Origin of the sequence: Enterovibrio litoreus (assembly GCF_045679545.1) — a bacterium.
Lineage (GTDB): Bacteria > Pseudomonadota > Gammaproteobacteria > Enterobacterales > Vibrionaceae > Enterovibrio.
Map to the genome: position 1 here is coordinate 69,378 of NZ_CP166195.1, position 24,656 is coordinate 94,033.

Here is a 24,656-nt window from a genome sequence, read left to right on the forward strand (position 1 = left end):
TCGCCAACACGGTGAGTGAGCCTGCTGGCGTGAGGGTCGTCCCTTACCTTATTTTTTGTGTCTACCGTGCGAACTTACGCCGCTTCCCAAACCGAAATTTCAACGGGAGTTGGGTTATACGCATTACAAGGATTGTTCAATTGGGGGCAATTCGACACCAACATAATCACGTCCATTTTCGCTTCCAGTTCCACGTATTTACCCGGCGCGCTGATGCCATCAGCAAAGGTCAGCCCCCCTTCGGCGGTGACAGGCACATTCATAAAGAAGTTGATGTTGTGGCTAATGTCGCGCTTAGTCAGCCCATATTCAGGGTGCTCTGCCACCGCCAATAGCCAAGAGTCTCGGCAAGCATGCATACAACGTTTTTCCAGCGCATAGCGCACGGTGTTGCTTTCGGTAGAGCATGCGCCGCCGAGGGTGTCGTGACGCCCGCACGTATCAGCCACAATTTCGAGCATCGGGTTCGACAAATTCGACATCAACACAGATTCAGCAGTGAGGTAGGCGTTGCCCTGCTCACGCAAGGTGTCCATGGCGCTATAGCGCTCTGAGGGATTATTCGCGTTGTAGAACAAGGTATCCGCAGCCTGATTGCCTTCCAGATCGGTAATGCGAACACGTTCGCCTTTTTTCACCACGTTGAAGTAGTAGTCACCCGCATCGACCACTTCACGAGAAATGACGTTCTCCATTTTAAAATCACTCTCTTTGATCATCTCATTCTCCTTAAGCGACGAATACAGGCTGATATTGGCGAGTGTTGAGGAATCCACGGCGGTTTTCATCGCAATGATTTAGACAAGCATCATCTGCCTCAACTGGAGAAGATTTCACCATTTCGACATCAACCGGATTGCGCGGATAAACCACGGCTTCATTCATCGGGTGCGGGCAGGTGCTAAACAATACGATGGTGTCCATCTCAAAACGCAGTTCAACCACTGAGGCGGCTTTGCTGTGTCTTTGCACAAAGGTGAGCTGACCATCATCAGTGGTTTCGACCTTGCTGAAGACATTGAGCGTGGCGGCCAAATCACGCAGGCCAAGCCCAAATTTCGCCATTTCCACCAGCATGGCGTCATGTCCATTTTGCAGCCAATCATTACGGTCACTTTGGTAGTTACGCTCGCCCCATACCTTGGCCACATGGTTTTTGTTACTCAAACCGCCGACGCTGTCGATCCAGCCCGTATCGTCTTGCACAATGGAGCAGAAAATTCGTCCCATGTCGGAATAGACACAATTGCCTGCCGTCAGCTTGAAGGTGTGCTGGCATTTGAGGGTGTCAGGCAAGTTAATGCGCTCTAACGGGTTACGTGGGTTGAACAGCAGTAAGCTCGCATTCGCGCCACCTTCCACGTCCGTTAAGCGCAAGCTATAACCTGCTGGGATTTCTAATCCGCCGTGTTGACCACCGAGATACCGGTGATAAAACAAATTCTTCAATTCCATTTATTGATCTCCTTGCTATTCATTTGCGAAATAATCCCAGTTCAGGCCACGTCTTGCTGCTTGGCTTGTAAACTGGCAATCAGCGCATCTTGTCCGGTTGAATTGAGTGGGATATCAAACGTGACTTGCGAACCAAAGCGCTCCGGCTCTTGTGGGTCGAATCGCGGCTTGTCGAACACCCAAAGACGCGAGCCCAATTTGAAGCCTTCGTGTAAATCGTGAGTGATCATAAAAATGGTGAGATTCTGCTCTTGCCATATTTGGTTGATCAATTCGTGCATGTCTTTACGAATACCGGGGTCGAGCGCGCCGAAGGGTTCATCGAGCAATAAAATGCGCGGCTTTTTCATCAATGCCTGCGCAATGGCAAGTCGCTGCTGCATACCGCCTGACATTTCTGCTGGATACTTATCTGCCGCGTGCGCCAATCCAAGCTTGTCGAGCTGCGCCATCGCTTTGTCTCGCAACACGGCGCGACCACTGCCCCATATTCGGCCTGTTAAGCGACTCATTTCTAGCTCGTCCGCCACCATGATGTTTTGTAGTGCTGTCATGTGTGGAAACACCGAATACTTTTGGAACACAATGCCGCGCTCCGGCCCCGGCTCAGAACTCAGCGGTTCGCCATCAAGCAGCAATTGACCACGTGAAGGAGCTTGAGTACCGAGCAGCATGTTGAGAAAGGTTGATTTCCCGCAGCCCGACGTACCCAAAATACTGATGAACTCCCCCGCCATCACTTTGATGTTGAGGCGTTCAATCACCACATGGCTGCCATATTCTTTCCAAAGACCTTTTGCTTCGATGATCGGCGTGTTGGCTTCCATCATTGACGCATTGCCATCAACAATGGGCTTTGGCCCTTGGCTGTTCGACGTGTTGCTTGCTGACTCACTCATTAGGATTTCCCTCCCTGTGCGTGAAACCATGGGTAACGGTGGGCTGACAATTTCTGTAAGGCCCAATCCATCAAGAACGCCAAAATCGTAATCCACAGCACGTAAGGCAAAATCACATCCATCGCCAAGTAACGGCGAATCAAAAAGATGCGATAACCCAACCCTTCCGTCGCAGCAATGGCTTCCGCAGCAATCAAAAACAGCCATGCGCTGCCAAGCGTCAGTCGCACAGCTTCAATGAGCCGAGGCATCACTTGCGGAAGGACAACGCGCAGCATGAGCGTCCAAGAGTTTGCGCCCAAGGTTTGGGCTTTGATGATTTGTTCGGCAGGAAGGCTTTCGGTGCGTAGCTGAAGATCGCGGATCATCATCGGTGTAATCCCAATGATAATCAGCATCACCTTAGACAGTTCACCCAACCCCAACGCGATAAACAAAATGGGAAGAATCGCCATTGGCGGGATCAACGACAAGGCGCGAACCATGGGAGACATTGGCGCACGCACATACGGGATCATACCGTTTGCCACACCAATCACCAGCGCCAATAACCCGCTGATCCCCACGCCCAGAAACAAGCGCTGCAAGCTCGCCCAGGTATCGACCCACAATAAGTAATCGCCAGTGCGTTTGCTCGGCTCAAAAGCCATACGATCAATCGCGGCAGCAAAGCTATCAAACGATGGCAGTAACTTGTCGTTGGGATTAATCGCCAATCGCGCATCGGATGCCACCATGTAGGCAGCGATCAGAAGAACAAAGGGCAAACAGGCCAGAACAGTGCGCCCAAACGCGGAAGGCTTACGGTTAATAATCCGAGTCATCATGCTTCCTTACAGCGCGTTATCTGCCGCCATTGCCATATAAATCGGGTTGAAGCGAAGCGTGATGTTTTGCTCATCACCGAACACACCCACTGGCGTTTCAATACCGATGAAACCGGCGTCCGGTGCGCCTTCACCCAGCAAACCATGTTTGAATGAAAATTCAGCCACTTTCGCCATGGTGTCTTTCAGTGCGGCAGATTCAGTGAACGCCACAGCGTCAGCGGGTTCATAGAACATTTTGGTCGATGCCAGTTGGTCTTTGTAGCCCGCCAAGTCCGTACCGGAAGCGGCCGCCATAAACTCGAGTGCTTGAGCGCCAGCTTCGTTGTCCTGCTGCATAGTTGCCATGATTTCATACCATGCGCCCGTTAGTGCTTTACCCAGCTCAGGATGCTGCGCCAAGGTGTCTGTGTTCACCACCAAAAGGTCAATGATTTCGCCGGGGATCATGGAAGAATCGAACACTTTGTTGGCATTGGGCATTTGGGTAATTTCAGCCAGTAACGGGTTCCACGTCGTCACAGCCGTCACCTCTTCGGTTGCAAATGCAGGCACCAAATCAGCGTCAGTGGTGTTAACCACAGTGACATCACGCTCGGTCATATCGACAGTTTCAAGCGCACGAGCCAACAAGTAGTGAGAAACACTTAACTCTACCAAGTTGACCCGCTGGCCTTTGATGTCAGCGAGTTTGTCAGCACTTTTCAGCACGATGCCGTCATTACCGTTTGAAAAATCCCCCACAATCAGTGCGGTGGAATCAACGCCGCTGGCAGCCGGAATAGTCAGTGCATCCATGTTGGTCATCACAGTGGCATCAAACGAACCCGCGGTGTATTGGTTGATCGACTCGATGTAATCGTTCACCTGCACCACATCGATGTTAACACCGTATTTGTCGCCCCACTTTTTGATGATCCCTGCGTTGTTGCCGTAGTCCCAAGGCATCCAACCGACATAGATTGACCAAGCAAGACGAAACGTGGGCTTGTCTTCCGCTATCGCTGGGCTTGATAGAAAAGAGAAACAGACAGCAACGCTCAGGATCAAACGTGAGATGGTTTTTCGGGTTGATGAAATATTGCGGAGTATTGATGAGAACTTATACATAACTACCTCTACCTTGAGTTTCACAAACTGGATGGAGCCAAAGAGATATCGATTTCATCTCCCGGGCTTTTATCCCTCCGTGTGACCTCAAGTGAGGTTGACAACTCTCGGACCAGACACCGTGACCTTCTTCGTTCGGGCAATTAACCGCGATACATTGACGAAGAGAAGAAACAGCCGGAACCCTAGTTATCTATTGCAAATTGTCGTCTAGCGCTAACAAAATCGAGTATTAACGCTACGTAGTGTTGATGTTAAATCACCATTCACCGATACATCTTTGGCTCGCTACTGTTTCGATAACAGCAAATGCCTTGCCAGATTTTCATCTTATTGATTAGTATGATTTTAAGGAGATTTTCTCGTATTTCATCGAATATCGATGCGCCAATTCAGTGCGTGAGTTGCACCGATTTACACCTAAATATCTTCTGCCAGTGCATCACCGAAGCCCACCGAGCAAGGCACCTCAACGCTATTCACCTTATTTACCAAAACATCCCATAGATTTACCAAAACATCCCATAAATTGACTGAACTTAAATGGCTGAAGAACCGTAACAATTGAACGGTTTCCAGATATACCCAAACCAACACTGACACTGACACTGACACTGACACTGACAACGATGGAGTACATGTGAATCAAATCAATCCAGCCAAGTTACGAAACAGCAAATGGACAGCAGTGAAACCGATGAATCGAGAAAAGCATTTTCTGGTCTCAGACATTGAGTTTGAAGAAGACGGATCAGTGATTTCGTGTCAACTCAAAGCGGTAATTTCTAAAAATGCGTATCTCATTGATTGGAAAGACCTAAAAAATAGTGCGAATTGGGCTCAAGGTTGGAAATAACGAAGGCTCAGTCAAGAACGCTGACTCAGCCACAAGGATCTCAAAGCCGATCTATTCCCAGCTGATTTACACGGTAAATTCGAGCTCAATGTGTGGGTATCTAGCGGTAATCTAACAAGAGAAGCCGACGCATTCGTCGGCACTTTCTTTTAAATACGATGAATGGCGATGCCCATTACAAATGGCTTCAGCAATAATAACGACTACAGTAACGACGCCAAATGTTCAGAAAACTCAGGGGTTCGCAGATAACCGTAAGATTTATGCTCATTGTTCGGGTAATCATTGCAGACCAAATGATCCTTCACGCCTATATTGCTGCTATTGCGGCTGTAGTCATCGGCAAGATGGGTATCAATACACACGTAATCACCAGGATCGGAAAAATTCGCCCAAGATTGCGTCACACAAGATGGCGTTCGAAGCTGGTTTCTATGGTTCAGCATATTGCCTTGCACTGGCGCCATGCCAAGTGGGGATCCCATGGTGATAAAGTGATCAATCTGATAGCCCGTTTTGCCCATATCACGCAGCACTTCATAAGCCACGATCGTGCCCATCGAATGGGAAACCAAAATCACTTCGTCGTCGCGATGTTTTTTCAAAATGTCTTCAAGTCGCTTATTAACACTGTGGCGAAACGCGGTTTGGCTATAGTACTTGCCCAAATCTCTCAGCACTTTCTTAGCGACACTTCGCGCAAGATGAGAAAACACCCCGCTGTATTCTTCAACGGTATCAACGACGCCTTCAATCCAATTGCCTGAAAGCTTTCTTATCCGGTCAAAGAAGCCCTTTTTGTAACGTTTAATACTGCCCGGCGCGGCTTTTTTATAAGGCTCGCTGTTATCGACATCATTCACAGGCCCTCCTGTGTAATGCAAATCAGCGTAATACGCCATTTCAACCTTGGTGTCACCCAATGACGTCAGAGAAGTATTGGCCCTCAATCCTTCATTGATGGCTTCAATCCAATTATCTTTTAATGTCGCGGGCGCTGGCTTATTCGATCGCCCGTGAATCAATACGATTACCTTTGCCATTTTCATCACCATTTATTCTATTTTTACTGTATGAAATACGTAATGCACCAACAGAGTAGATTGGCATAGGATGGTAATGTGTCTATATATAGCTACAACAGCGGAAAAAGGTTGTTCGACAAAGAACGCAAAGGAAGCAGGAAGAGATGAAAAAGCATCACGTAAATTGAGATGAGGGAGTAATTAGTTCAGTGGATGAAGCGTAGATATGAAGTACAAAAAAAAGGGTTTCTCTGCCAACCGACATGACGCCGATTGAGCAGAGAAACAAATTTTGACAGCAAGGAGTAAACGTTTATTGTCTGTAGGACATGTGCCTTACGCACACTTCTCTTATTGCAAACCCCTTGCCAGTTTTTTATTCATCTGATTTTAAACAGAAAAATTCAAATTACCTGACGTTCATCTCTGGCCGGGCGCTGTTGTAGTGCACTGTTTGCACTGCTTTGTTTCACTGGCACTTACTTTAGCGAGCGCATCAATGCTCCAGCCGAACACTCATTTTGAAGTAAGGGATATCACCTTTGTAAAAACGCTCGCCTTCTGGCGACATACCAAAGCGTTGATACAACCGCATGGCAGATTCACGCGCATCGCACCAAAACACCTCAGCGCCTTGGTTTTTGAGCACGTTTCCACTTAGCAGCGTAGAAAGCACTTCAGCACCGATACCCTGCCCTTGATAGCTTTGCAGCGTGGCAAACTTTCTCAACCGCGCACGGCTGCCATCAAAGAACACTGACGCGACACAAACAAGCTGCCCTTTTATGAACGCGCCCAAATGCAAGGCCGTTTCATCACCGTCTAATTCACAAAACACGGGTGGCTTGTCAGGCCAAAGCACTTCATGCCGAATAGGGATGGCCTCTTGCCAAGTAATGTTTCTAATATTGATACGCTATCCTCTTCAACACTCCGAAACCCTAATAATAACGTTGACATGATAGGTGACGAAAAAAATCCCCGATGAATCGAGGATTTCAAACATCATTGTCAGCACTGGATTAACGTTTACTCGTTCAGTAACTCGACTACGCCAATACCACCGACATAACTGCCACTTCCTAACGGTAAGTCATCAAAGTTTTCATCGATGTACGTGGTGCTGCCGTCCGAATTGGTAAGCAGTATGTTGTCGAGAATACTGCGATATTCTGCGCCAAAACCGTTGTCGTCAAACGTATACGTCAGAGAGTAATCTTCATTTAAATGGTCGATTTCTCGTGATACGTCATACGTATTACCGAGTTCATCAGTTATTTTCAGGCTAAAGACAATCTTGCCGTTGCTTTCAACAAGATCAGCATCCATTTTCACTACAGAACCAATGACTTTCGGATCTTCGTATAGCCAGTCACGATCACCACTAAAATTATCACTCTCTTTCAAGATGTGTAATGAGCCAGTGATCGCCAAATAATCGAATTTAATGTAGCCCTTCCACTCGCTAGAAGATGTATGGAATGCCAACTCCCAATCTTCGTTATACGCCGTAACCAAAGACAGCTTGTGATCGAAAGTGCGCTCACGTTCAATAAGTGGAATTTTCACATTTTTGCCAAACACATTGATGGCCTTACCCGTAGTGAAGCTGTAATTATCTTGATCAGCATCGACAACAGTTAAGCCTTCCCCAATTCGCGTAGACCAATTGAATGTCCTTTCTGCATCACTTTGTGCCAGTGACAATGGTACACCTTCAAGGTTTGTCCCTGAACCACCCAAAGCGATTTGATAATCTGTGCTGAATTTCAAGGGTTGATTGGTGATGCTGCTTGAACCGCCCGACGTGTCATAAATTAGGTGTACAACCTTACCAAGCCAGATTGGCATCACATCTACGTCATCCACATATCCACCGAGCCCGTCGTGCTCGGTCACGCTTAAATTGTTTGAAACGCTTTCTATGTCCATCCAGTGATTGAATTCGATCGTACTTGCGTAAACCTCTTCTTGAGGCTGAATGTGATTTACCACTTTCGGCGATCCGACATTTACGCGCTGTTCTTCATCACGCAATAGTTGGAGGTCTCGAATTTCAAGAGAATCGTCATAAACTGATGCTGTATTATTTAGCGTTAAGTATTCCGATTCCGGTCGTCCTTCAGACAATGCCTCAATGTCGATTTGACCTGTCACCATGGTGGATTTAGCATTGTTTACGCCGGTAAAGTGGAGTGTGTTACCACTTAGTTTCCACGCTTCAATACTCAACCTAAGCTCAGTAAGCGCATCACCAAACAAAAGGGTTGGTGACTCACCTGAGAGCGGCTGAACGCCCACTACATCATATTGACCATAAGCAGAGTGTGTCTGTTCTTCGACGTAAAACGCATTCCCCTTGGAGACATGAATAGGTGTTTTCCAATAGTAATAGTCTGGTACTTTTACCGAGAGAATTTCACCCGCAGCGTAAGGTAAAATACGCTGCATTTTTTCATATCTGCTAAAATCGCCTTCAGAGTCGTCTTCATACGTTACATACATGCTGTAAACATAGCCATCATCACCAATAACCACCCGGTTAGACCAACTCAAACTGTCTGGACGATAACTTTTGATGGTTCGTTTCTTGACGCCACCTTCAAATTCTTCGCTCGCACGAGCGATACTAATATCGTCATTTGCCGTTAAATTATCACGGTAGATAACAGTACCGTTGTCATCCAAAGAGTAGAAACCATCACTCCAGTACAAACCATCCGTTAACGTGACCGTGCTCAGGGATGTCGCCAAAACATTAGGGATCATATTCAGCGTATCGGAGCGATACACCAAAGCATCATCTTGCGTCACTATGAAGCTATTCACTTCATCAGCATCAGAAGTTATGGTGACTGCGTTACCGCTCACAGCATCAATTTTAGTCAATTTTGCATTCGTAAAATATGAGTAATCTAGCGATTTGTATTCATAATCTGTGCCTTCATTTTTTGTCGTCACGGTGAATGCTTGGCTTAAAAAGTAAACATTACCTTGGCTATCAAACTGAATCGGCTTGTATCGGCCATCGTTGACTTCTTTCAGCCATGTACCCCAAGGCGCTTCTGCAAAATGACCAGGTAGCAGACAGCTCACACCATTGTCTGCAAGAGTAATTTTAAAGATGGCGCAGTTTTCTTCTAGAACCAGAGAATAGCTGTCGTATTTATTCAACCAATCCAACGCAGCATAAATGTACTTGCCGTCGGGGCTCTTGACTGTAAACGAGAAATTGGTATCAAAATCGGAAGTGACTACGGGTAATAGCGCACCATCGTCTCCCAATGCAAATAAGTTAGTGTTACCTGAGCCCGAGCTTAGTGATTTTTTCGCCGAAGACCAATTGAAGTCACGAAATTCAATCGATGGCAAAGTGTCCTGCTGATTGCTAGCGCTAGACATTGTTGCTCGCAATGCGCTTTGAGAAAAGGCTTTCTCCGTTGTCACTAATGTCGACGCGTTACGTAAATCAAACGCAATCTTGGTGTATGTCGATGACGAAGAATCACTGCCACCTGAGCTTGACCCATCATCAACACCAGGAGAACTTCCAGAGCCTCCGCCTGTTGCCGAATCACTACCGCCTCCTCCTCCACCACAGGCGGACAGCATTAAAGAGAGAATAACCGACGTTGCAATTTTACTTTTATAGAAACCCATGATTGTCCCTTTCTGAGCAATTAACTTCTCAGTGTTTTGATTCACCATCAGGCGCTCGCGCTTTTCTTGAACGCTATCTTGTGAATCGAAGCACCATTTGCTTCTGGTTCTTTCATGCTTAAGAGCACGAAGCCAACAAATAAAGAGTTTCATATTTTGGCAATACAGGTTGTCGCAAAATTTGTAAAAATACACAGAATCCCTGTCTGCAAATTAAGACAATGTGATGAATGAAAATGCGGATTAACACCTTTGATGAGGGAAAATAAATGCAGGATATGAGAAAAGTAACCTGAATAGGCAGCTCGACCGCGACAAACAACATACTAACCAATTGGTCAATAATAAAATTCAGAATTACCAGCGCAGTGCAAAAAGATAAATCACAACGATTACTGACAGCAGGAATGTAGATGAATGTCTCATTATTTCAGTGGGTTACTCGGTATATTCAACCTATCGAACATGCTGTCGGGCGTACCCTACGATGAGACGAATTCGTCTTTGCCCGACAGCTCTTCACTTCTATCTTTTCAGTCACAATATTCTTCGCTTACCGATAAAAAACACTACTCTTTCATGCCAATCCTTGTTGCATCATTCCCACCAAAAGCTTGAAATGGTCTTAATCCAAACAGCGGCATAATGGCGTAAATGTGATCAAATATATCGGCTTGAACACCTTCGTAAAACACCCAATCCGTGTTGTTGGTAAAGGCATAGATTTGGAGTGGTAAGCCTTCTGCGGTTGGTTCAAGCTGGCGCACCATGAAAAGCATGTAATGGTGGATATCTTTGTGGGAGCGGAGATACGTCGTGAGGTAAGCGCGAAACACACCAATGTTTGTCATTTGACGAAGGTTAGCCACGTGAGGAACATCATCAAAGTTTTCGTTGAATTCTTTAATTTCTCGCGATTTTTCAAAGAGAAACTCGCGAAGAATCCGTATTTCTTTCAGCGATTCTATTTCTTCTTCAGTCATGAACCGAATCGACGTCAGGTCAATCTTCACTGACCGCATAATACGTCGCCCGCCGGAATCAGACATACCCTGCCAGTTGATGAACGCATTTTGCACCAGCGCATACGCAGGCAACATGGTGACTGTGTTGTCAAAGTTTCGCACTTTGACTGTGGTGAGTGAAACCTCTTCTACTGAACCATTCGCCCCATAATCACTCATCTCAATCCAGTCGTTGAGGCTGACCATGCGGTTAGCCGCAAGCTGGATACCTGCGACAAATCCTAATATGGTGTCTTTGAACACCAACATCACCAAACCCGTCGCCACGCCTAAACCACTTAGAAAAATAACGGGAGATTCATTCGCCAGAATGGAGATGGACACCACAATACCGACAATAAAAGTGAACAGCTTTATCAGTTGAACAAAGCTCTTGATTGGCATCCGACGTGTGACGCCCTTGTTATCGGCAATTTCGTTAAGTGCATCGAGCAGGGCAAACATCATCCAGATAAACATCACCAACACCGATACACCGAGAAAACGGTCAGATAGTGTTTCCAGTACAGGTTCATGAGCAAGAATTGGCGGAATAAGCAGATCGAGGATCATGATGGGAACGAGCATCGCGATTTTTTCCAACACTTCATGGTGGGTCAGGCTATTCCCCCAAGACGTTTTGTTTTTGCTAATAGCAAAATTCACAGAACGGACAATGACGCGATGTACAATCAAATAGCTAACAACGGCGACACCAATGGCAGCCAAAATGAAGACGATGGTAGGTTCCGTACCGTAGGGATCGTTGTCGACCCCCATTGACGCTAATTTATCGCTGACGTACTTACGAACCCCGTGGTCTAGCATGGCACTCTCCCTGCAATGAATGACTTCTGAGTGACATCAAGAAGCAGGATGAAGCGTCTTGTCAGTGACTCGCACTTAAGCCTATCAGGCACGTCTCATGTCGGGTGAGGCAGTTTTGATACTGGGGTTTGTTTCATCCTAATTTATGCAATAATTAATACAATTTGTTATCGCTAATCAGCACCTCCAATCGGTTTCCTTCGCCTTTCTCAGGGCCACCTACCATTTCGTCGTAAGCACTTTCTTGGCGCATCATTTGCGTTTTGGCTTTTATATTCTGGCACTGCTTTTGGATCGCTAACAGAGAGTGGGCGCGGATCAAATTGCCGATGTCATCCGTCACCATGAACTCGTCATCACCAATCATCACAGAAGCCTGATACAAACACAGATCAAGCGAGTGGATCACCAAGGTGTCTATATTGTCGAGCTTAGTGAGCGCTCTGAGTGTTTTCTTCATGGCCGATCCCCTCTATTTTCTATCATCTTGAACGTCTTTTTTGCGTTTAAATAATCATTACGCTCACACTAAAGATAAGGATTATTTTTGCGTTAATATCACCTTACTTCCGTGAAAAAATCATGGCCAACATTTGGCGCTGAAACAGCGAAAATGCGAAAAATATCGAAAATGTAAGTGCAACTGACTCAACACACTCCACTTATGGGACAAAGCGTCATGCCTGTAAGAATAAGGCTTTAAACGTTATCCTTGACGGATTTCTGTGCTTCATGTTCAAGGAAATTCGACAAATCTGTGCTCCACTAAAATCGAAACACGACAAATAATCACAGATACGGAAATCATAATGAAAAATACGATCACAACCGCCCTTTACAGCACACTTCTCCTCTCAAGTAGCGCCTTTGTCTCAAGCGCAGCGTTTGCAAACGACTACGCTTGGGAGCAACTCGTCGCGTTAACCGATGAAACCAATGGCATTGGCGCGAGACGTGTTGGCACGCCTGACGAAAAACGGACAGCGGATTGGATTTCAGAGCAATGGAAAAAATCGGGCTATGACGTCATCACTCAGCCGTTTACGTTTGAGCTTGATGGTAAACAACTCACCTCTGAAAACGTGATGGTAGATATCCCTGGCCAATCAGACAAAGTGCTGGTTATAGGCGCACATTACGACACCAAAGGGGATGAAAAAGGCTCACTCGGCGCGACTGACAACGGATCCGGTGTGGTTGCGTTGCTGGCGATGGCCAAAGACTTGAAAGGAAAAACGCTTCCCTACACGGTTCGCCTTATCGCCTTTGGTGCAGAAGAATTTGGTCTGAATGGTTCTAAATACTACGTAAACCAAAAAGGTGCTCTGGATAATGTGGTTGGCATGGTTAACCTCGACACCATTATTGGTGGTGACAACCTATATGTGCACAGCGCCCATTCCACACCGTACAAATGTGACTACGTCGAGAACGCCAATTACTCAGGCGACACATCTGTTCGATCAGGCTTGAAAGCGGTTTCTGACCGACTCTACAAAGAAAACGGCCACAAACTTCACCCCACTTTTGAAGGCTACCCTGAAGGCGAAACAGGCAATTGGTCAGATCATGCGCCGTTTGCGTGCAGCGGCATTCCCATTGGATACCTTGAAGCCACAAACTTTGCCATAGATGGTGAAGAAGGGAATGACGGATATTCGCAAACCACGAATGAAGCGCTGTGGAATTGTTTTGATGACAAAAAGCTCAGTGCATGTAACCGCGAAGAAGAAGAACACTGGGGTAAGATTTGGCACACCAAGTTTGACCGCTTAGACACCCTAACCCCGCTGTTCAAAGACAGACTGCAAACTCAGCTGAATCAAAACATTCAAGTGTTAGAAAACTTTGCCCTTGAGGCGAACAAGTGGGTGCAGTGATAGCGCTAAACTTGCTTTCAACAAATCAAACCCAATAGCTGAAACGAAAAACGGTGCCGTTGGGCACCGTTTTTATTCATTCACCAGCATGCATTCATCGCGCACATTCATTTCACACATTCATTGCACATTTATCGCAAGCCACTTCTGCAGTCCTTTTTAGGACTCAAATATACTCATCAATAATATTGTTGTCTCGACGATCCGCACTGTTGCGGCGGTCGTACCCTTGAAACTTCACACGGTTGTGCCTGCGTTCACGCGGACGCCTGCGCTCAATCACATACATGCCATCCACAAGTTGGGTGTCAATCGTGTCGAAAAACTCATCATAGGATTTAAGGTAGTGTTGGACTTTCATCTGCCGCTCTCTTTCCGCCCGACTATTTCCATCAAACCACTACCCCTTGCGACGAAATAACGTAAGTTCGCAGATCACATGTTGGCGCTGTGCGAAGCACGTGTCACATCACTGACTACTGATTTGATAGTAAGAGTCTTACACCAGCAGCGGGATGACTCCAGTGCGTGAACACCCTGAATGCACATGCGTATCATCCATGAATCACATATTCAGATAAGAGACAGAAAGCAGAAAATGCGATGAGATTTGCATCCCCCCACTCAATAAACGCTTCTTTTCTACGCAATCAAGCACTTATAGCGCCAAGTAACTTGAACCAATGTCACATCTGACAAAACGCTGACATTCGCCCTGATTTTCACGCACAAATGCTGTGATAGATTCCGCGCCGAAAATTAAGCACTTTGTCTTTTAGGGACTTTTGAATGAAACGATACGCAATGATTCCCCTGCTAACCCTGACTCTGACTGCCTGTGGTGGCGGTAGCGATGGCGGTAACACAACAACTCAGCCAGCAACACCAATGTCGGTTGAAGGCAAGATCGAGCAGATTTCCGGAAATACCGTGACCGTCAACGGGCATCAGTATCAAGTAGAAAGCGTCCAGTACCGTGGTATCAATATTGCCCCTGAGCACCTTGAAACCAACTTAATGGTGAATGCAAACACAGCTTCACGCGCACAAACAGGCGCGCACATTGAGCTTGAACCGACGTTTACCGGTCGTATTGAAAAAATCGGCGAACCTGCAGGCACGTTTACCATTAATGGCATTGAGTTAAGCTTTGCTGCCCTTTCACCAAGCATTCAAAACGGTGATTGGGTGATGGTCTCTTCACTCCCAAGCGCCAACAACAGCTACAAAGTCTTGTCAGTGATTAGCTTCGACTTTGATCAAGACGGGTTGGCGGAAGCAGAAGGCCGCATTTCATCCATTGATTTCAACAACGGCACTTTTAAAATTGGCAAATCGCTAACCGTGTTGTTTGATGAAAACTTAGTCAACAACCCAAAGAAACTGCGCAATGGCACCTGGGTTGAGGTGATTGGTGGTTACAACGAAGATAACGGCGTATTGACCGCCGAAAAGATCAAACTCAAAAACTACAACGACGTCCATGGCGACGGCGAGATTGAAGGTATTGTCACTTGGGTAGCGATAGATAAGAGCGCGTTTGAAGTGAACTATCGCGGCACCTTTGATATTCACCCATCGACCAAATACGACGATGGCGACAAATCCTCTCTACGCATCGGCGCTGAAGTGGAAGTCGATTACATCAAAAAAGGCGACAAGCTGATTGCCAAAGAAATCGAATTTGAAGACGACGTTGATTTTGACTTTGATTGGGATGCGTTTGAATTTGAAACCGAAGGCACTGCATCAAGCGTGAACGTCGATGACGAAACATTCGTTATCAAGATCAAAGGTAAAGAACAAACTATCTACATCGATGCTCAAACTCGCTTTGACGACGGCCTAACCATAGATACTCTTGATGGTGAACGTCTAGAAGTAGAAGGCGTGATCATCAGCGGTGATTATGTTGCGCGTGAGATTGAAAGAGAAGACGACTAAGTGAACCTCTGAATCAAGACGACAAACATAATAAAAGGGGCGAACGCCCCTTTTTGTTTACTGAATACTAACACCGAGCTTGCAGCTATCTGGTTCACGCTCAGTGTTAATCAATCAGAATTAGTTACAGCCGTTAGAACAGTCAACTGGAACGCTTTTGCCACCCAAGATGCTCACGCCGACGAGACTAATGCCGCCTTTTACGTAATATGTCTTTCCGTTTGTGCCGACTAGACGTGCTGAAACAACCTGACCGAATTGCATACGACGCATATCATTGGGACCACGCTCATAGTATTTGCCGCTACCATTGATTGTGAAACTGTTTAACTTCGTGCCATCAAGATAGAACTCAAGAGTTGTTCCCCTTGGAATGGTACCACCTAAACTGGCATGAATACCTTCAATGTTTTTATCTAAAGAGAAGTAAATAATGTTAATACCATGCCAAGTCACTTCCCCCTTTGAGGCTGCATCAGTAAGCAAGCCATCCACATCAACATCGTTATCACGGATTGTCACACTCGCCGATTTCAGATCGCTCTTATCATCTTCCAGCCATGCTTGAACCGAAAAGTTCTCGTTTTGTTCAAATGTGCTGTCATTCACAGTAGAAACGGAGATCTTGAATGAATCCACACCTGACGGAAGCGCAATTTCAGTTCCCGTCGCAGACAACGTCGCACTTGCTGTTGAGTTGTCAGAGAACGTTAACGTTACCGCGTTTTTGTAATCACTGTTCAAATGCGCAGAGCCACTGACCAAAGCCAAATTAATAGTGTTACTCGTACCAACGGTCTCTTTAGCAAATGAAACCGTAAAGTCTGCCGTAAAGCCTTCACTCACCGCTGTCGAACTTGCCGTCAGGCCAGACAATTCGGTTTTAGCATCGCTAACAAACACGGTAGTGTCATAACAAGTATGCGTTTCAGATGTCACCGTCGCCATTGCGCTAATTCGCGCTGGGAAGATACCAACAGAAACAATTTCACCCGTAGAAGGCTTTAAACGCCAAATTCGGTTCGTGTTCACATTGCCCGACACATTTTGGTTTTTAGTCGTCACAAGTAATTGGTTATTTTGATCTTTCGTTACGCCAGCGACAAAGTCCAAATTATGGAAAGCAAGCAGCGTCAGATCTGCCGTTTCAGTGTTTACAACGAAAGTGCGCGTGTTGGTCACAAACAACAGCTCACCATCCACAAACTCAAAATCACCCCAGTTTGTATACCCACCTAGTCGAACGTTCATTGGAAATAATGCAACTTGAACCATCTCACCAGACACAGTATCAACCGTGAAAAGGCGATTAGCATCTGACGCGTAGAGCACACCAGTGGCAGGGTCAAACGCCATGCGCAAAATTTGATACTTGGTATCTGCCGCCAAATGATGCGTACCACTTGCCACATCAAAGTAAGCTAGCTGAAACTTAGTGCTCGTGCTTGCCTGAAAATCCAGTGCTTTTAACTCTTCTTCGGTAAATACTGATTCGACACCCTCCACATGGTAAGTAACAGGTGCTGGAACGCTTGCATAGTAAATTCGGTCGGAGTTAGCATCGTATGCCATTGAAGAGGCGCTAAATAGTGCTTTCGAATCAAGAAGCATGCGCTCTGAAGCATCGAGAAAATATTGAGAACCCATTTCCTTGCTTTCTTGAACGTCTAGAAGCGCACCCACATGCCCTCTGCCTGCATTCATTGAATAAACGTTGCCATAACATTCTGCATAAGCAGCGGCAGAGGTTAATGTAGTCGCCGCGACAAGCATTGCAATACGAGCATACTTCATAAAGGTGTCCTTCCTTAATAGATGAAAATCCAACGTTCCTTACCTGAATCTTTTGTAACTATTTCGATAACTCACTGTTGATAACATTAACAGTAAAATGATCGCTTATCCTTTGGCTGATATGACAACTAGGCAATATTCACAACAAAGGATGAGTACATAATGAGAAAGTATTCTCAATATTGAACTTGCTTGATGAAATACGAGCAGAAAAGTATGAGCCAAGCAGATATCTATCTGACACCACAGATACTATTCATATCCATGTGTATTAAACCCATATATACCCAAGCAACCCCAAGATGAGAGGCCTCCAAAGGGCGAGTTTTGCTGACCACCATTCTTTGTTGCTGATTTTCAACGTAGAGCGACTATGCTTTCAAACCAGCGCCACGCTTGACACCCAAACAAACTCTCGTTGAACAAGCCGCTTGCGTTTGTTTGGGTGTATTTCATGATCTTAAATTCAACTCCCTTCAATGCCATCACATCTTAGGGCCATCACATCTTAGGGGTTGAGGGGTTTCGCCTGTTAGATCAAAGAATACAAATCAATACATACACCTAGAGCTGCTCACCTTCTTGCGATGAGTCGAGATGGCAATCACCAACCAAATCAATGAAGAAAAACCTTTCGAAAGCTATGGATTACCGTTCATCGGCTAACGATAGCAAAATATATAAGCCTCAGTAACCAACCAGCGTTTAGAGACAACGACAAGGCGCGTTCAGATAGACAGTATTTTTTATCTAGCGAAGAATTCAGACACCGGGCAATAATATTTGCCTAAATTAACAAGCAGAGAAGAAAAGATGAAAGCAGTAATAGTCTCGGCGTTGATCGCTAAAATACTGCATAGACATCACCTAATCACTTATCTCAGGGATCAAACCTAAAGGCATCTTGTAGCTACCCGTTTTAATCAAACGGTTGAATAGATGAGTGCCGCATTTCTCCTTCTTTGGACGGATTAAGGTTTAAAACGGCATCAACACAGATTACTCTGTCAAAACATCAAGCTAACGCCGTGTATTAAAACAGTGTCGACGGCGCTAAATACTTAATAAAAAACATGTTTGGCTGGGAGAATAAGACCAATGAAGGTGACGCATTTTTTTAAGCAGTTAAACAAAAACCTGATTGGTAAGCTTCACCGTACCAGTGAATTTCAACAAAGAATGTGGATTGTAAACGTGCGAGAAAGCACGTTGAAGAATGAATCGTTTGTGGTGAGCGAAGACAGTTTCTCAGAACCCATGCAATGGATGAAGCGCCATGACTACGATGACTACATGATTGACGAACTAAACCAACTCAAGCTCTCCGAATCAGCTAGCTTCAAAATTGGCAATGCAGAACATTGTTTGTTCAGAGTCAAATAGGTGTCGAAATGGAACACGCTGTAAGGCTAGTTCTATCTATAACATCCACAAAGGTGAGACAACATCCACAAAGGCGCGGCAACATCCTCAAGGCACGACTCTCGCAAAAATTTTGACCAAAGTGAGACTGACCCTATTTAGCAAGCGTGAACAGACTGGAAATTTAGAACTATCATTAGCATATGTTTCAATGTTGAGAAATATGCAGTATGACGCAAAGCAAATTGCCATTTTTTCCTTTTCTAATGTTCCTGCTTCTCACTGGCTGTTGCGATGATCCCTCGCTCACAGGCGCTGTTGCAGACTCAGACAGCAACGAAGATAGCCCGCCTTCACTCTCGTCATTCAATTTAACCAGTATCAATGCGGGAACATCAGGCCCCAAACAACTTCAATTTACTTGGACAGCGGCGTCAAATGAGGCGGGAATCACCTATTCCGTCTGTCAAAAAGACACAAATGAAGACAACAACTGCCAAGCGCTCGGTGCCTCAGTCACAGACGTTTTAACGACGACTATCGAAATAGAAAGTGTCGCTGAAGCCTTGGGGAAGGATTACTTCATGCTGGCGTCGAACGGAACAAATGTCATGTCATCGAGCGAGTCGGCACCTGACCCATCTGTGATTACAGGGATGATCGGCTATTTTAAAGCGTCGAATACAGAGACGCTGGATCGCTTTGGCGAATCGGTCGCCATTAGTGATGATGGAACCCTACTTGCCGTTAGCGCTTACAGGGAAGATAACGGCGCGTCAGGCATATTTTCTGATAACTCAGAAACCACAGATACTGGCACGGCCAACGATTCTGGTGCCGTATACATTTTTCAAAAAACGAACGGCGTCTGGTCGCAAACAGCCTACATTAAGGCATCCAATACGGGTGCTGATGACAACTTCGGTGGAAAAATCGCGCTCAGTGGTGATGGGTTAACCTTAGCGGTAGGCGCAAAATATGAAGATAACAGTGCGCAAGGGATCATTACTAACGGCTCAGAAACGTCAGACGTAGGCACGGCTTCAAACGCGGGTGCTGTTTATCTGTTTACCCGAAACGGCAATGTGTGGACTCAAACGGCTTACGTCAAGGGGTCCAATACAGGTGATGATGATCAGTTTGGTCATAGTCTGGCGGTGAATACCGATGGCACTGTACTCGCGGTAGGTGCAGTCAGAGAAGACAACGGTGTAACAGGGGTCATCACCAACGGTTCTGAAGTCACGGATTCTGGCACCGCTTCCAATTCCGGTGCCGTTTATCTTTTTGAGAAAAGTGGAACAACTTGGAGCCAAGTCGCGTATGTCAAAGCATCCAACACCGGCGCAGGTGATGGCTTCGGCGATTCCGTTGCGTTAAGCGGTGATGGCAGCACCTTAGCGGTAGGCGCGATGGATGAAGATAATGACGCAACCGGTGTGATCACTGACAACTCAGAAACCACAGATACCGGAACAGCGTTTAGCTCTGGTGCTGTCTACCTTTTCAAGAACACCAGCGGTTGGAGCCAAATTGCGTACGTAAAAGCATCCAATACTGGCTCTATTGATGATTTTGGAACAAGTGTGGCATTGAACGAGGATGGTACTGTTTTAGCCGTCGGCGCCGCCTTTGAAGACAACGGAGCGACAGGCGTCATCCTCGATGGTTCAGAAACCACAGATACTGGCACGGCCGTCGATTCTGGTGCCGCCTACCTTTTTGAAAACAATGGAGGAAGTTGGAGCCAAACCGCTTACTTAAAAGCCTCAAATACCAATGAAGCTGACTACTTTGGCCATAGTGTTGATGTCAGTTCCGATGGCTTAACCGTGGTGGTGGGTGCTTACAGTGAAGACAGCGAAGCGACGGGTATCACAACTGATGGATCAGAAACAACATACAGTGCTACCGCAACCTATTCTGGTGCGGTGTATATGTACAAAAAATCAGGAGGGGTTTGGTCTCAATCTGCGTATTTCAAAGCGTCTAATACAAGCGAAAGTGATGACTTTGGGTCAAGTCTCGCCTTGAATAGTGACGCCTCCACATTGGTTGTCGGCGCTTCAGGAGAAGAGAACGGAGCCACAGGCCTCATTTTTGATGGTTCTGAGACAACAGATTCTGGCTTTGAAGATAAATCCGGTGCGGTGTATTTGTACTAGGTGATATGTTTCACGCCCACAAGATAGCGACAATGTTATGAACGTCATCAGTCGAAAGATCGCCATTCACAAAAACCATCTGCATTGATATCAAATCCATTGATGTTCTCAAACTTGTTGGTTTCGAACTAAATGGCTCTGTCTATATAGGCGTATCTATGTAGGTGTATCTATATAGGTGTATCGTTAATCGCGGCATAAATCACTTCGCGCCAAGACCGATATGTGCTGCCATCATCATTGCGTTCTTCCGCCATAGATTTCAGCGTCTGTTGGTTTCCTGTTGCTTCTCTTTAGTTTGTTGCGCTAGAAAATGATGCCGCCTTGGCACTCAGTCCCGCTGAGTTAGCGATATTTAGCTCATGCAGCGCCATAACGTCTGAAGTGATTCTTTGAATAGCAGCAACTTGATTTGCGTATCGCTGAATAATCACACCATTGCCGTCTAACAAGAAGAAGGTTGCCGTGTGCTCCAGTACGTTGTTTTCGCTGCGCTGAGTCTTAATACCAAACATTTCTGCTGCTTTGGTCACAACAGACGGCAGTCCCGTCAGAAAGCGCCAATTCTCTGAATCAATGTTCATTTTCCGTGTGTAATCAGAAAGCACGTTTGGCGTCTCTTCCTCAGGAAGTAAAGAGACAGACAACATAACAAAATCACGTCTGATCTCCTCTGGCATTTCCTGATGAATGGATTTCATGTATTGCGTCTGCATCGGACATACCGTCCCACAGGTGGTATACATGAAGTTAATCAGGACTATCTGCCCACGAAAATCACCTATCGATACCGCTTCACCAGTTTGATCAGTAAAGCTGATCGCAGCCAACCGCTCAGAGAAAACCAAAGGGTCAATAGCCTTTGGCATCTCTTTGAGAGGATCAAACGCCGCTCCATGCAAAGAAAACGGTATCAGCAACGCTGAAATCAGCGCAATCGTAATCATTCGTTTCATCATCACTCCTTAATCGGCAGGGACAACTAGATACCGTTCTTGGTTGTCCCTGCCAGTTACCCTTGCCATCAACCTTTGTGCATTGGACTACTACATAATCAAGTGTTGATCCAACGCTTCCAGTCATGCTTATCATCACTTCATATGATTCACATTGACTCGATGCACCACCACCCCGCCGAATAACGACGGGTTTTATCCTTATGTATTGTCAGATTTCACTTGAATAATCTGACCTACAGAAGGCGTACCCTCATCGTTAAATGCGTAAAGGATGTAATGGCCAGGAGGTAAATAATTCCGGTCAGCGGTGAGCGTAGTACTTACATGACCATTCGAGTGTGTAAACGCCAAATCATAAAAACGCTGTTCCATATTGAAGGAGTGCGTCACCGCGCCGGTTCTGACAAGCGTCAGACGCGAGATATCTTGATTTGAGGAAAAACTGATTGCGCCATTGGCTGGTAAAGAGGCCGGCACTTCTGAGATCGTTGGCCTAACTCTAGGCTCACCCGACTCGGTCAACAAGTAACCCGGAGAATAGATTTCTACATTGGTATTGGTCAATGGCCCGGGTGCACCGCCGCCCGCAATCAGTACTCTGCCATCGGCCAACAATAGCGATGTGGAGTGATAGAGCCTTGCCAAACTGGCTTTCGCCGCAGTCGTCCATTGACCCGTTTCAGGATCCCAGATTTCGGCGGTATACGCCTCTTCAACCAACGCATTGTCCTGTGCTGATCCCCCCGTTACAAGTACGGTGCCATCCGGCAAAACCGTCGAGTTCGCCCAGGCAAAACGGCTGTGATGCATGTCGTTGGTTTCTGAAACAACAGGCGCACCATTGCGGATATCAATGATGATGGCGCCAGTTTGGCTTGGACCGCCCATTTGCAAAATGAGACCGGGACGATACATTACCGCGGTTGAATAGAAGTTTTTAACGTCACCATTAAGCAGTCCGGCATTTTCAACGGCGCCATTCCCTTCAGTATCCACGTAATACATCATAGAACCTGACACACCAAAGACTTTACCGTTTTGAGCAACCCACTGTCTTGGATACCACCAACGCCCTTCATCACTACCAAACGCTTCATAGCTTATAGCTCCAATCAAAGAGCGCCACTGCTTCGCTTCTACGGAATAAATTTCCGGTGTCCAGCTGGGAACAGCAGCCCCATCAATACCGCCCACCAGCAAAATATCACCACTTGGCAGTGTTGTTGCCGTTGGATACCAACGCGCGGCGTTCATGTCTCCCGTTTTAGAGAGGGAATTGTCAACTTCATTGAATACGACCGCATCAACAATGCCCTTATTCTGACCCTGCCCATAGCGCGCATCACCACCCGAAATCAGGATTTCTGCTGAGTCTGGGATAACAACAGGCGCACTACAAAAAGAGTCGACTTGCATTGTATTCTCTAGGGTTAGGTGCGAATCGGCACCCATTCCTTGTTCTGGGTTCCATACGTCGTAGTAATACTGAGCGCCCTGAATGCCTTGATCATTAGTACCAAAGGTCATCACTTTGCCTGCCGCCGTCAACACCGAGTGAATACCAATTAATGGCCAATCATGAACTTCACTCCAACTTCCTGCATTTTTAGGGTTGGCGTAACACGTCACGCCCAAGCGGTCAATATACCCACTCGCACGACCAGTAATGCCTGTGGCTGCCATATTGCCACAACTCAGATTCTTCGCAGGCTCACCTGACAACCCAGTAACACCATAATTCCCCTCGTTTCCTCCTGACAAACTCACGCGAGAAAGCAATGGTTGGCAAAATGCACTGACTTTTCCAACAAGTGTCGCGCCGTTATGTTGGCCATCAGAAACATCTAAACGTGATACGGCTTGGTCTTGCGGACACAGTAGCTCAAATTCGTCGCCACCCGCCCCGCCAGCTTTCTCTGAACGTACTGGTGCATCAATCCAACTGCCGGTCTCATTAACCTCAACGCAGATAGCGCCAATCCCATCGATGATGGAGCCCCCCCCGCCAAAGACACCGGCCAACACTTTTCCGTCCTCGCATTGATAGCTAAACGGCGCACCACCAAAAGTACCTACTTCAGCGGTTTCAGTGATCACAGCTTTACCAAGGTTTGACGCTGTGTTGCATCGCAGAGCAACTTGATCAATCAGCGAGCCTGAACGACCCGTTATACCTTGCGCTGCTTTCCCATCTGCACAGGACAAATCCATGAAATCAAGGCCTTGTTGGCCAGCTGTTCCGATGGTGCTCTGCACGCCAGAAACTGAAGTGGCACCTGAAAGTGCTTTACAGTGCACTGACAGTTTTCCGACAACCCCAATATCCCACTCAGTTGACGAATAAGCATTGATTCCCGAGATGGCGCTACCACTAGGACAGATTAAATCAAACGCACCTCCGCCGTTTCCACCAGCTTGTTCTCCATACGTTTCCGGCGTTCCCTGCCAGTTGCCCTGGCCATCAACAGAAACACATACCGCCCTAAGCTGATCGATAACATTCCCTGAACGACCACTAATGCCGACCAAAACCGCGTTTTCAGAGCAATCAACGAGGTATGGCTCACCACCGGAACCGCCCACCCTGGCCGTTTCAGTAATAGGGGCCGCGACCGAAAGAAAAGGCAGACCTATCGCAGAAATAAAGACGGGAAGAAGAAAGAATGAGGATGAGCTTGAGCTTGAGCTTGAGCTTGAGCTTGAGCTTGAGCTTGAGGATGAACAACGAACCTTAAAAATCATCAGAATACTCCATGTATTATTGACACTCTCATGTGCACCTGCGGATGATAGGGATATTCACTTCTAAGCACTGCCTTATAAATGAGACTTTTGTGTAAAAAATCATATGAACTAGAGGGATAGACACTTTAAGACTATCTCAACAA

19 protein-coding genes and 1 riboswitch are annotated in these 24,656 nt (G+C 46.4%); of the genes, 5 read left to right on the top strand and 14 right to left on the bottom strand.

Annotated elements, in window-relative coordinates; translation table 11 throughout:
- Positions 1-74: 74 nt before the first annotated feature.
- From AB8599_RS16085 to AB8599_RS16105, 5 genes are read right to left on the bottom strand one after another with little or no spacing between them, the layout of a single operon-like run.
- Entirely contained in the window at positions 75-719 is a 645-nt protein-coding gene (locus AB8599_RS16085) for an urea amidolyase associated protein UAAP2 (protein WP_407333917.1), read from the bottom strand.
- Positions 720-729: 10 nt separating this feature from the next.
- Positions 730-1,455: an urea amidolyase associated protein UAAP1 gene (locus AB8599_RS16090; protein WP_407333918.1), complete on the bottom strand. Its 726-nt coding sequence runs from the start codon at positions 1,453-1,455 to the stop codon at positions 730-732.
- 41 nt (positions 1,456-1,496) lie between these two features.
- On the bottom strand, positions 1,497-2,354 hold the full coding sequence (locus AB8599_RS16095) for an ABC transporter ATP-binding protein (RefSeq protein WP_407333919.1): 858 nt from the start codon (positions 2,352-2,354) through the stop codon (positions 1,497-1,499).
- Positions 2,354-3,178 (bottom strand): ABC transporter permease, encoded by an 825-nt coding sequence (locus AB8599_RS16100; RefSeq protein ID WP_407333920.1) that lies wholly within the window; start codon positions 3,176-3,178, stop codon positions 2,354-2,356. The genes AB8599_RS16095 and AB8599_RS16100 overlap by 1 nt, the downstream gene beginning before the upstream one ends.
- 9 nt (positions 3,179-3,187) lie before the next feature.
- Positions 3,188-4,291, bottom strand: a complete 1,104-nt coding sequence (locus AB8599_RS16105; RefSeq protein ID WP_407333921.1) for a putative urea ABC transporter substrate-binding protein — start codon at positions 4,289-4,291, stop codon at positions 3,188-3,190.
- Positions 4,292-4,347: 56 nt separating this feature from the next.
- Positions 4,348-4,491, bottom strand: a riboswitch (guanidine-I (ykkC/yxkD leader).
- 440 nt (positions 4,492-4,931) lie between these two features.
- Here AB8599_RS16105 and AB8599_RS16110 point away from each other — a divergent pair.
- A complete protein-coding gene (locus AB8599_RS16110) occupies positions 4,932-5,147 on the top strand; it encodes a TIGR02450 family Trp-rich protein (protein ID WP_407333922.1) in 216 nt (71 codons plus the stop codon).
- Between the two features lie 203 nt (positions 5,148-5,350).
- Here AB8599_RS16110 and AB8599_RS16115 read toward each other — a convergent pair whose 3' ends face one another.
- The 5 genes from AB8599_RS16115 to AB8599_RS16135 all read right to left on the bottom strand — a co-directional run bounded on the left by AB8599_RS16115 (position 5,351) and on the right by AB8599_RS16135 (position 12,124).
- Positions 5,351-6,190 (bottom strand): lipase/acyltransferase domain-containing protein, encoded by an 840-nt coding sequence (locus tag AB8599_RS16115; RefSeq protein WP_407333923.1) that lies wholly within the window; start codon positions 6,188-6,190, stop codon positions 5,351-5,353.
- A 478-nt stretch (positions 6,191-6,668) separates the two neighbouring features.
- A complete protein-coding gene (locus AB8599_RS16120) occupies positions 6,669-7,085 on the bottom strand; it encodes a GNAT family N-acetyltransferase (RefSeq protein ID WP_407334411.1) in 417 nt (138 codons plus the stop codon).
- A gap of 116 nt (positions 7,086-7,201) precedes the next feature.
- A complete protein-coding gene (locus AB8599_RS16125) occupies positions 7,202-9,832 on the bottom strand; it encodes a hypothetical protein (RefSeq protein ID WP_407333924.1) in 2,631 nt (876 codons plus the stop codon).
- Positions 9,833-10,401: 569 nt separating this feature from the next.
- Positions 10,402-11,664: a mechanosensitive ion channel family protein gene (locus AB8599_RS16130; RefSeq protein ID WP_407333925.1), complete on the bottom strand. Its 1,263-nt coding sequence runs from the start codon at positions 11,662-11,664 to the stop codon at positions 10,402-10,404.
- Positions 11,665-11,818: 154 nt separating this feature from the next.
- Complete coding sequence (locus AB8599_RS16135; protein WP_407333926.1) at positions 11,819-12,124, bottom strand: DUF6482 family protein; 306 nt, start codon at positions 12,122-12,124, stop codon at positions 11,819-11,821.
- Between the two features lie 349 nt (positions 12,125-12,473).
- Here AB8599_RS16135 and AB8599_RS16140 point away from each other — a divergent pair, with 349 nt between their 5' ends.
- Positions 12,474-13,544, top strand: a complete 1,071-nt coding sequence (locus AB8599_RS16140; protein WP_407333927.1) for a M28 family metallopeptidase — start codon at positions 12,474-12,476, stop codon at positions 13,542-13,544.
- A 166-nt stretch (positions 13,545-13,710) separates the two neighbouring features.
- Here AB8599_RS16140 and AB8599_RS16145 read toward each other — a convergent pair whose 3' ends face one another.
- Positions 13,711-13,905 carry a hypothetical protein gene (locus tag AB8599_RS16145; RefSeq protein WP_407333928.1) on the bottom strand — a complete coding sequence of 65 codons (195 nt, stop codon included), beginning with the start codon at positions 13,903-13,905 and terminating at the stop codon, positions 13,711-13,713.
- Positions 13,906-14,333: 428 nt separating this feature from the next.
- On the opposite strand from AB8599_RS16145, the gene AB8599_RS16150 reads away from it, so the two are divergent.
- The gene (locus AB8599_RS16150) at positions 14,334-15,488 is read left to right on the top strand and encodes a DUF5666 domain-containing protein (protein WP_407333929.1); all 1,155 of its coding nucleotides are present in this window, start codon (positions 14,334-14,336) and stop codon (positions 15,486-15,488) included.
- A gap of 120 nt (positions 15,489-15,608) precedes the next feature.
- On the opposite strand, the gene AB8599_RS16155 is transcribed toward AB8599_RS16150, so the two are convergent.
- A complete protein-coding gene (locus AB8599_RS16155; RefSeq protein WP_407333930.1) occupies positions 15,609-17,282 on the bottom strand; it encodes a Calx-beta domain-containing protein in 1,674 nt (557 codons plus the stop codon).
- 1,098 nt (positions 17,283-18,380) lie between these two features.
- Between AB8599_RS16155 and AB8599_RS16160 the strand changes: the two genes are divergently transcribed.
- Positions 18,381-18,665, top strand: coding sequence for a hypothetical protein (locus AB8599_RS16160; protein ID WP_407333931.1), 285 nt, complete (start codon positions 18,381-18,383; stop codon positions 18,663-18,665).
- 209 nt (positions 18,666-18,874) lie between these two features.
- On the top strand, positions 18,875-20,809 hold the full coding sequence (locus tag AB8599_RS16165) for a hypothetical protein (protein ID WP_407333932.1): 1,935 nt from the start codon (positions 18,875-18,877) through the stop codon (positions 20,807-20,809).
- A 293-nt stretch (positions 20,810-21,102) separates the two neighbouring features.
- Here the strand turns inward: AB8599_RS16165 and AB8599_RS16170 are convergent, their stop codons facing one another.
- Both AB8599_RS16170 and AB8599_RS16175 read right to left on the bottom strand, forming a co-directional pair.
- Positions 21,103-21,765, bottom strand: a complete 663-nt coding sequence (locus AB8599_RS16170; protein ID WP_407333933.1) for an SCO family protein — start codon at positions 21,763-21,765, stop codon at positions 21,103-21,105.
- Positions 21,766-21,966: 201 nt separating this feature from the next.
- A complete protein-coding gene (locus AB8599_RS16175; RefSeq protein ID WP_407333934.1) occupies positions 21,967-24,510 on the bottom strand; it encodes a galactose oxidase-like domain-containing protein in 2,544 nt (847 codons plus the stop codon).
- Positions 24,511-24,656: the final 146 nt, after the last annotated feature.

Bases quoted from the DNA above. Each gene is read 5' to 3' on its own strand.
- AB8599_RS16150 (WP_407333929.1), top strand. From the start codon at position 14,334: ATGAAACGATACGCAATGATTCCCCTGCTAACCCTGACTCTGACTGCC.
- AB8599_RS16095 (WP_407333919.1), bottom strand. From the start codon at position 2,354: ATGAGTGAGTCAGCAAGCAACACGTCGAACAGCCAAGGGCCAAAGCCC.
- AB8599_RS16125 (WP_407333924.1), bottom strand. From the start codon at position 9,832: ATGGGTTTCTATAAAAGTAAAATTGCAACGTCGGTTATTCTCTCTTTA.
- AB8599_RS16115 (WP_407333923.1), bottom strand. From the start codon at position 6,190: ATGGCAAAGGTAATCGTATTGATTCACGGGCGATCGAATAAGCCAGCG.
- AB8599_RS16160 (WP_407333931.1), top strand. From the start codon at position 18,381: ATGAAGGTGACGCATTTTTTTAAGCAGTTAAACAAAAACCTGATTGGT.
- AB8599_RS16140 (WP_407333927.1), top strand. From the start codon at position 12,474: ATGAAAAATACGATCACAACCGCCCTTTACAGCACACTTCTCCTCTCA.
- AB8599_RS16100 (WP_407333920.1), bottom strand. From the start codon at position 3,178: ATGACTCGGATTATTAACCGTAAGCCTTCCGCGTTTGGGCGCACTGTT.
- AB8599_RS16145 (WP_407333928.1), bottom strand. From the start codon at position 13,905: ATGAAAGTCCAACACTACCTTAAATCCTATGATGAGTTTTTCGACACG.
- AB8599_RS16155 (WP_407333930.1), bottom strand. From the start codon at position 17,282: ATGAAGTATGCTCGTATTGCAATGCTTGTCGCGGCGACTACATTAACC.
- AB8599_RS16090 (WP_407333918.1), bottom strand. From the start codon at position 1,455: ATGGAATTGAAGAATTTGTTTTATCACCGGTATCTCGGTGGTCAACAC.
- AB8599_RS16085 (WP_407333917.1), bottom strand. From the start codon at position 719: ATGATCAAAGAGAGTGATTTTAAAATGGAGAACGTCATTTCTCGTGAA.
- AB8599_RS16105 (WP_407333921.1), bottom strand. From the start codon at position 4,291: ATGTATAAGTTCTCATCAATACTCCGCAATATTTCATCAACCCGAAAA.
- AB8599_RS16135 (WP_407333926.1), bottom strand. From the start codon at position 12,124: ATGAAGAAAACACTCAGAGCGCTCACTAAGCTCGACAATATAGACACC.
- AB8599_RS16130 (WP_407333925.1), bottom strand. From the start codon at position 11,664: ATGCTAGACCACGGGGTTCGTAAGTACGTCAGCGATAAATTAGCGTCA.
- AB8599_RS16170 (WP_407333933.1), bottom strand. From the start codon at position 21,765: ATGAAACGAATGATTACGATTGCGCTGATTTCAGCGTTGCTGATACCG.
- AB8599_RS16175 (WP_407333934.1), bottom strand. From the start codon at position 24,510: ATGATTTTTAAGGTTCGTTGTTCATCCTCAAGCTCAAGCTCAAGCTCA.
- AB8599_RS16165 (WP_407333932.1), top strand. From the start codon at position 18,875: ATGACGCAAAGCAAATTGCCATTTTTTCCTTTTCTAATGTTCCTGCTT.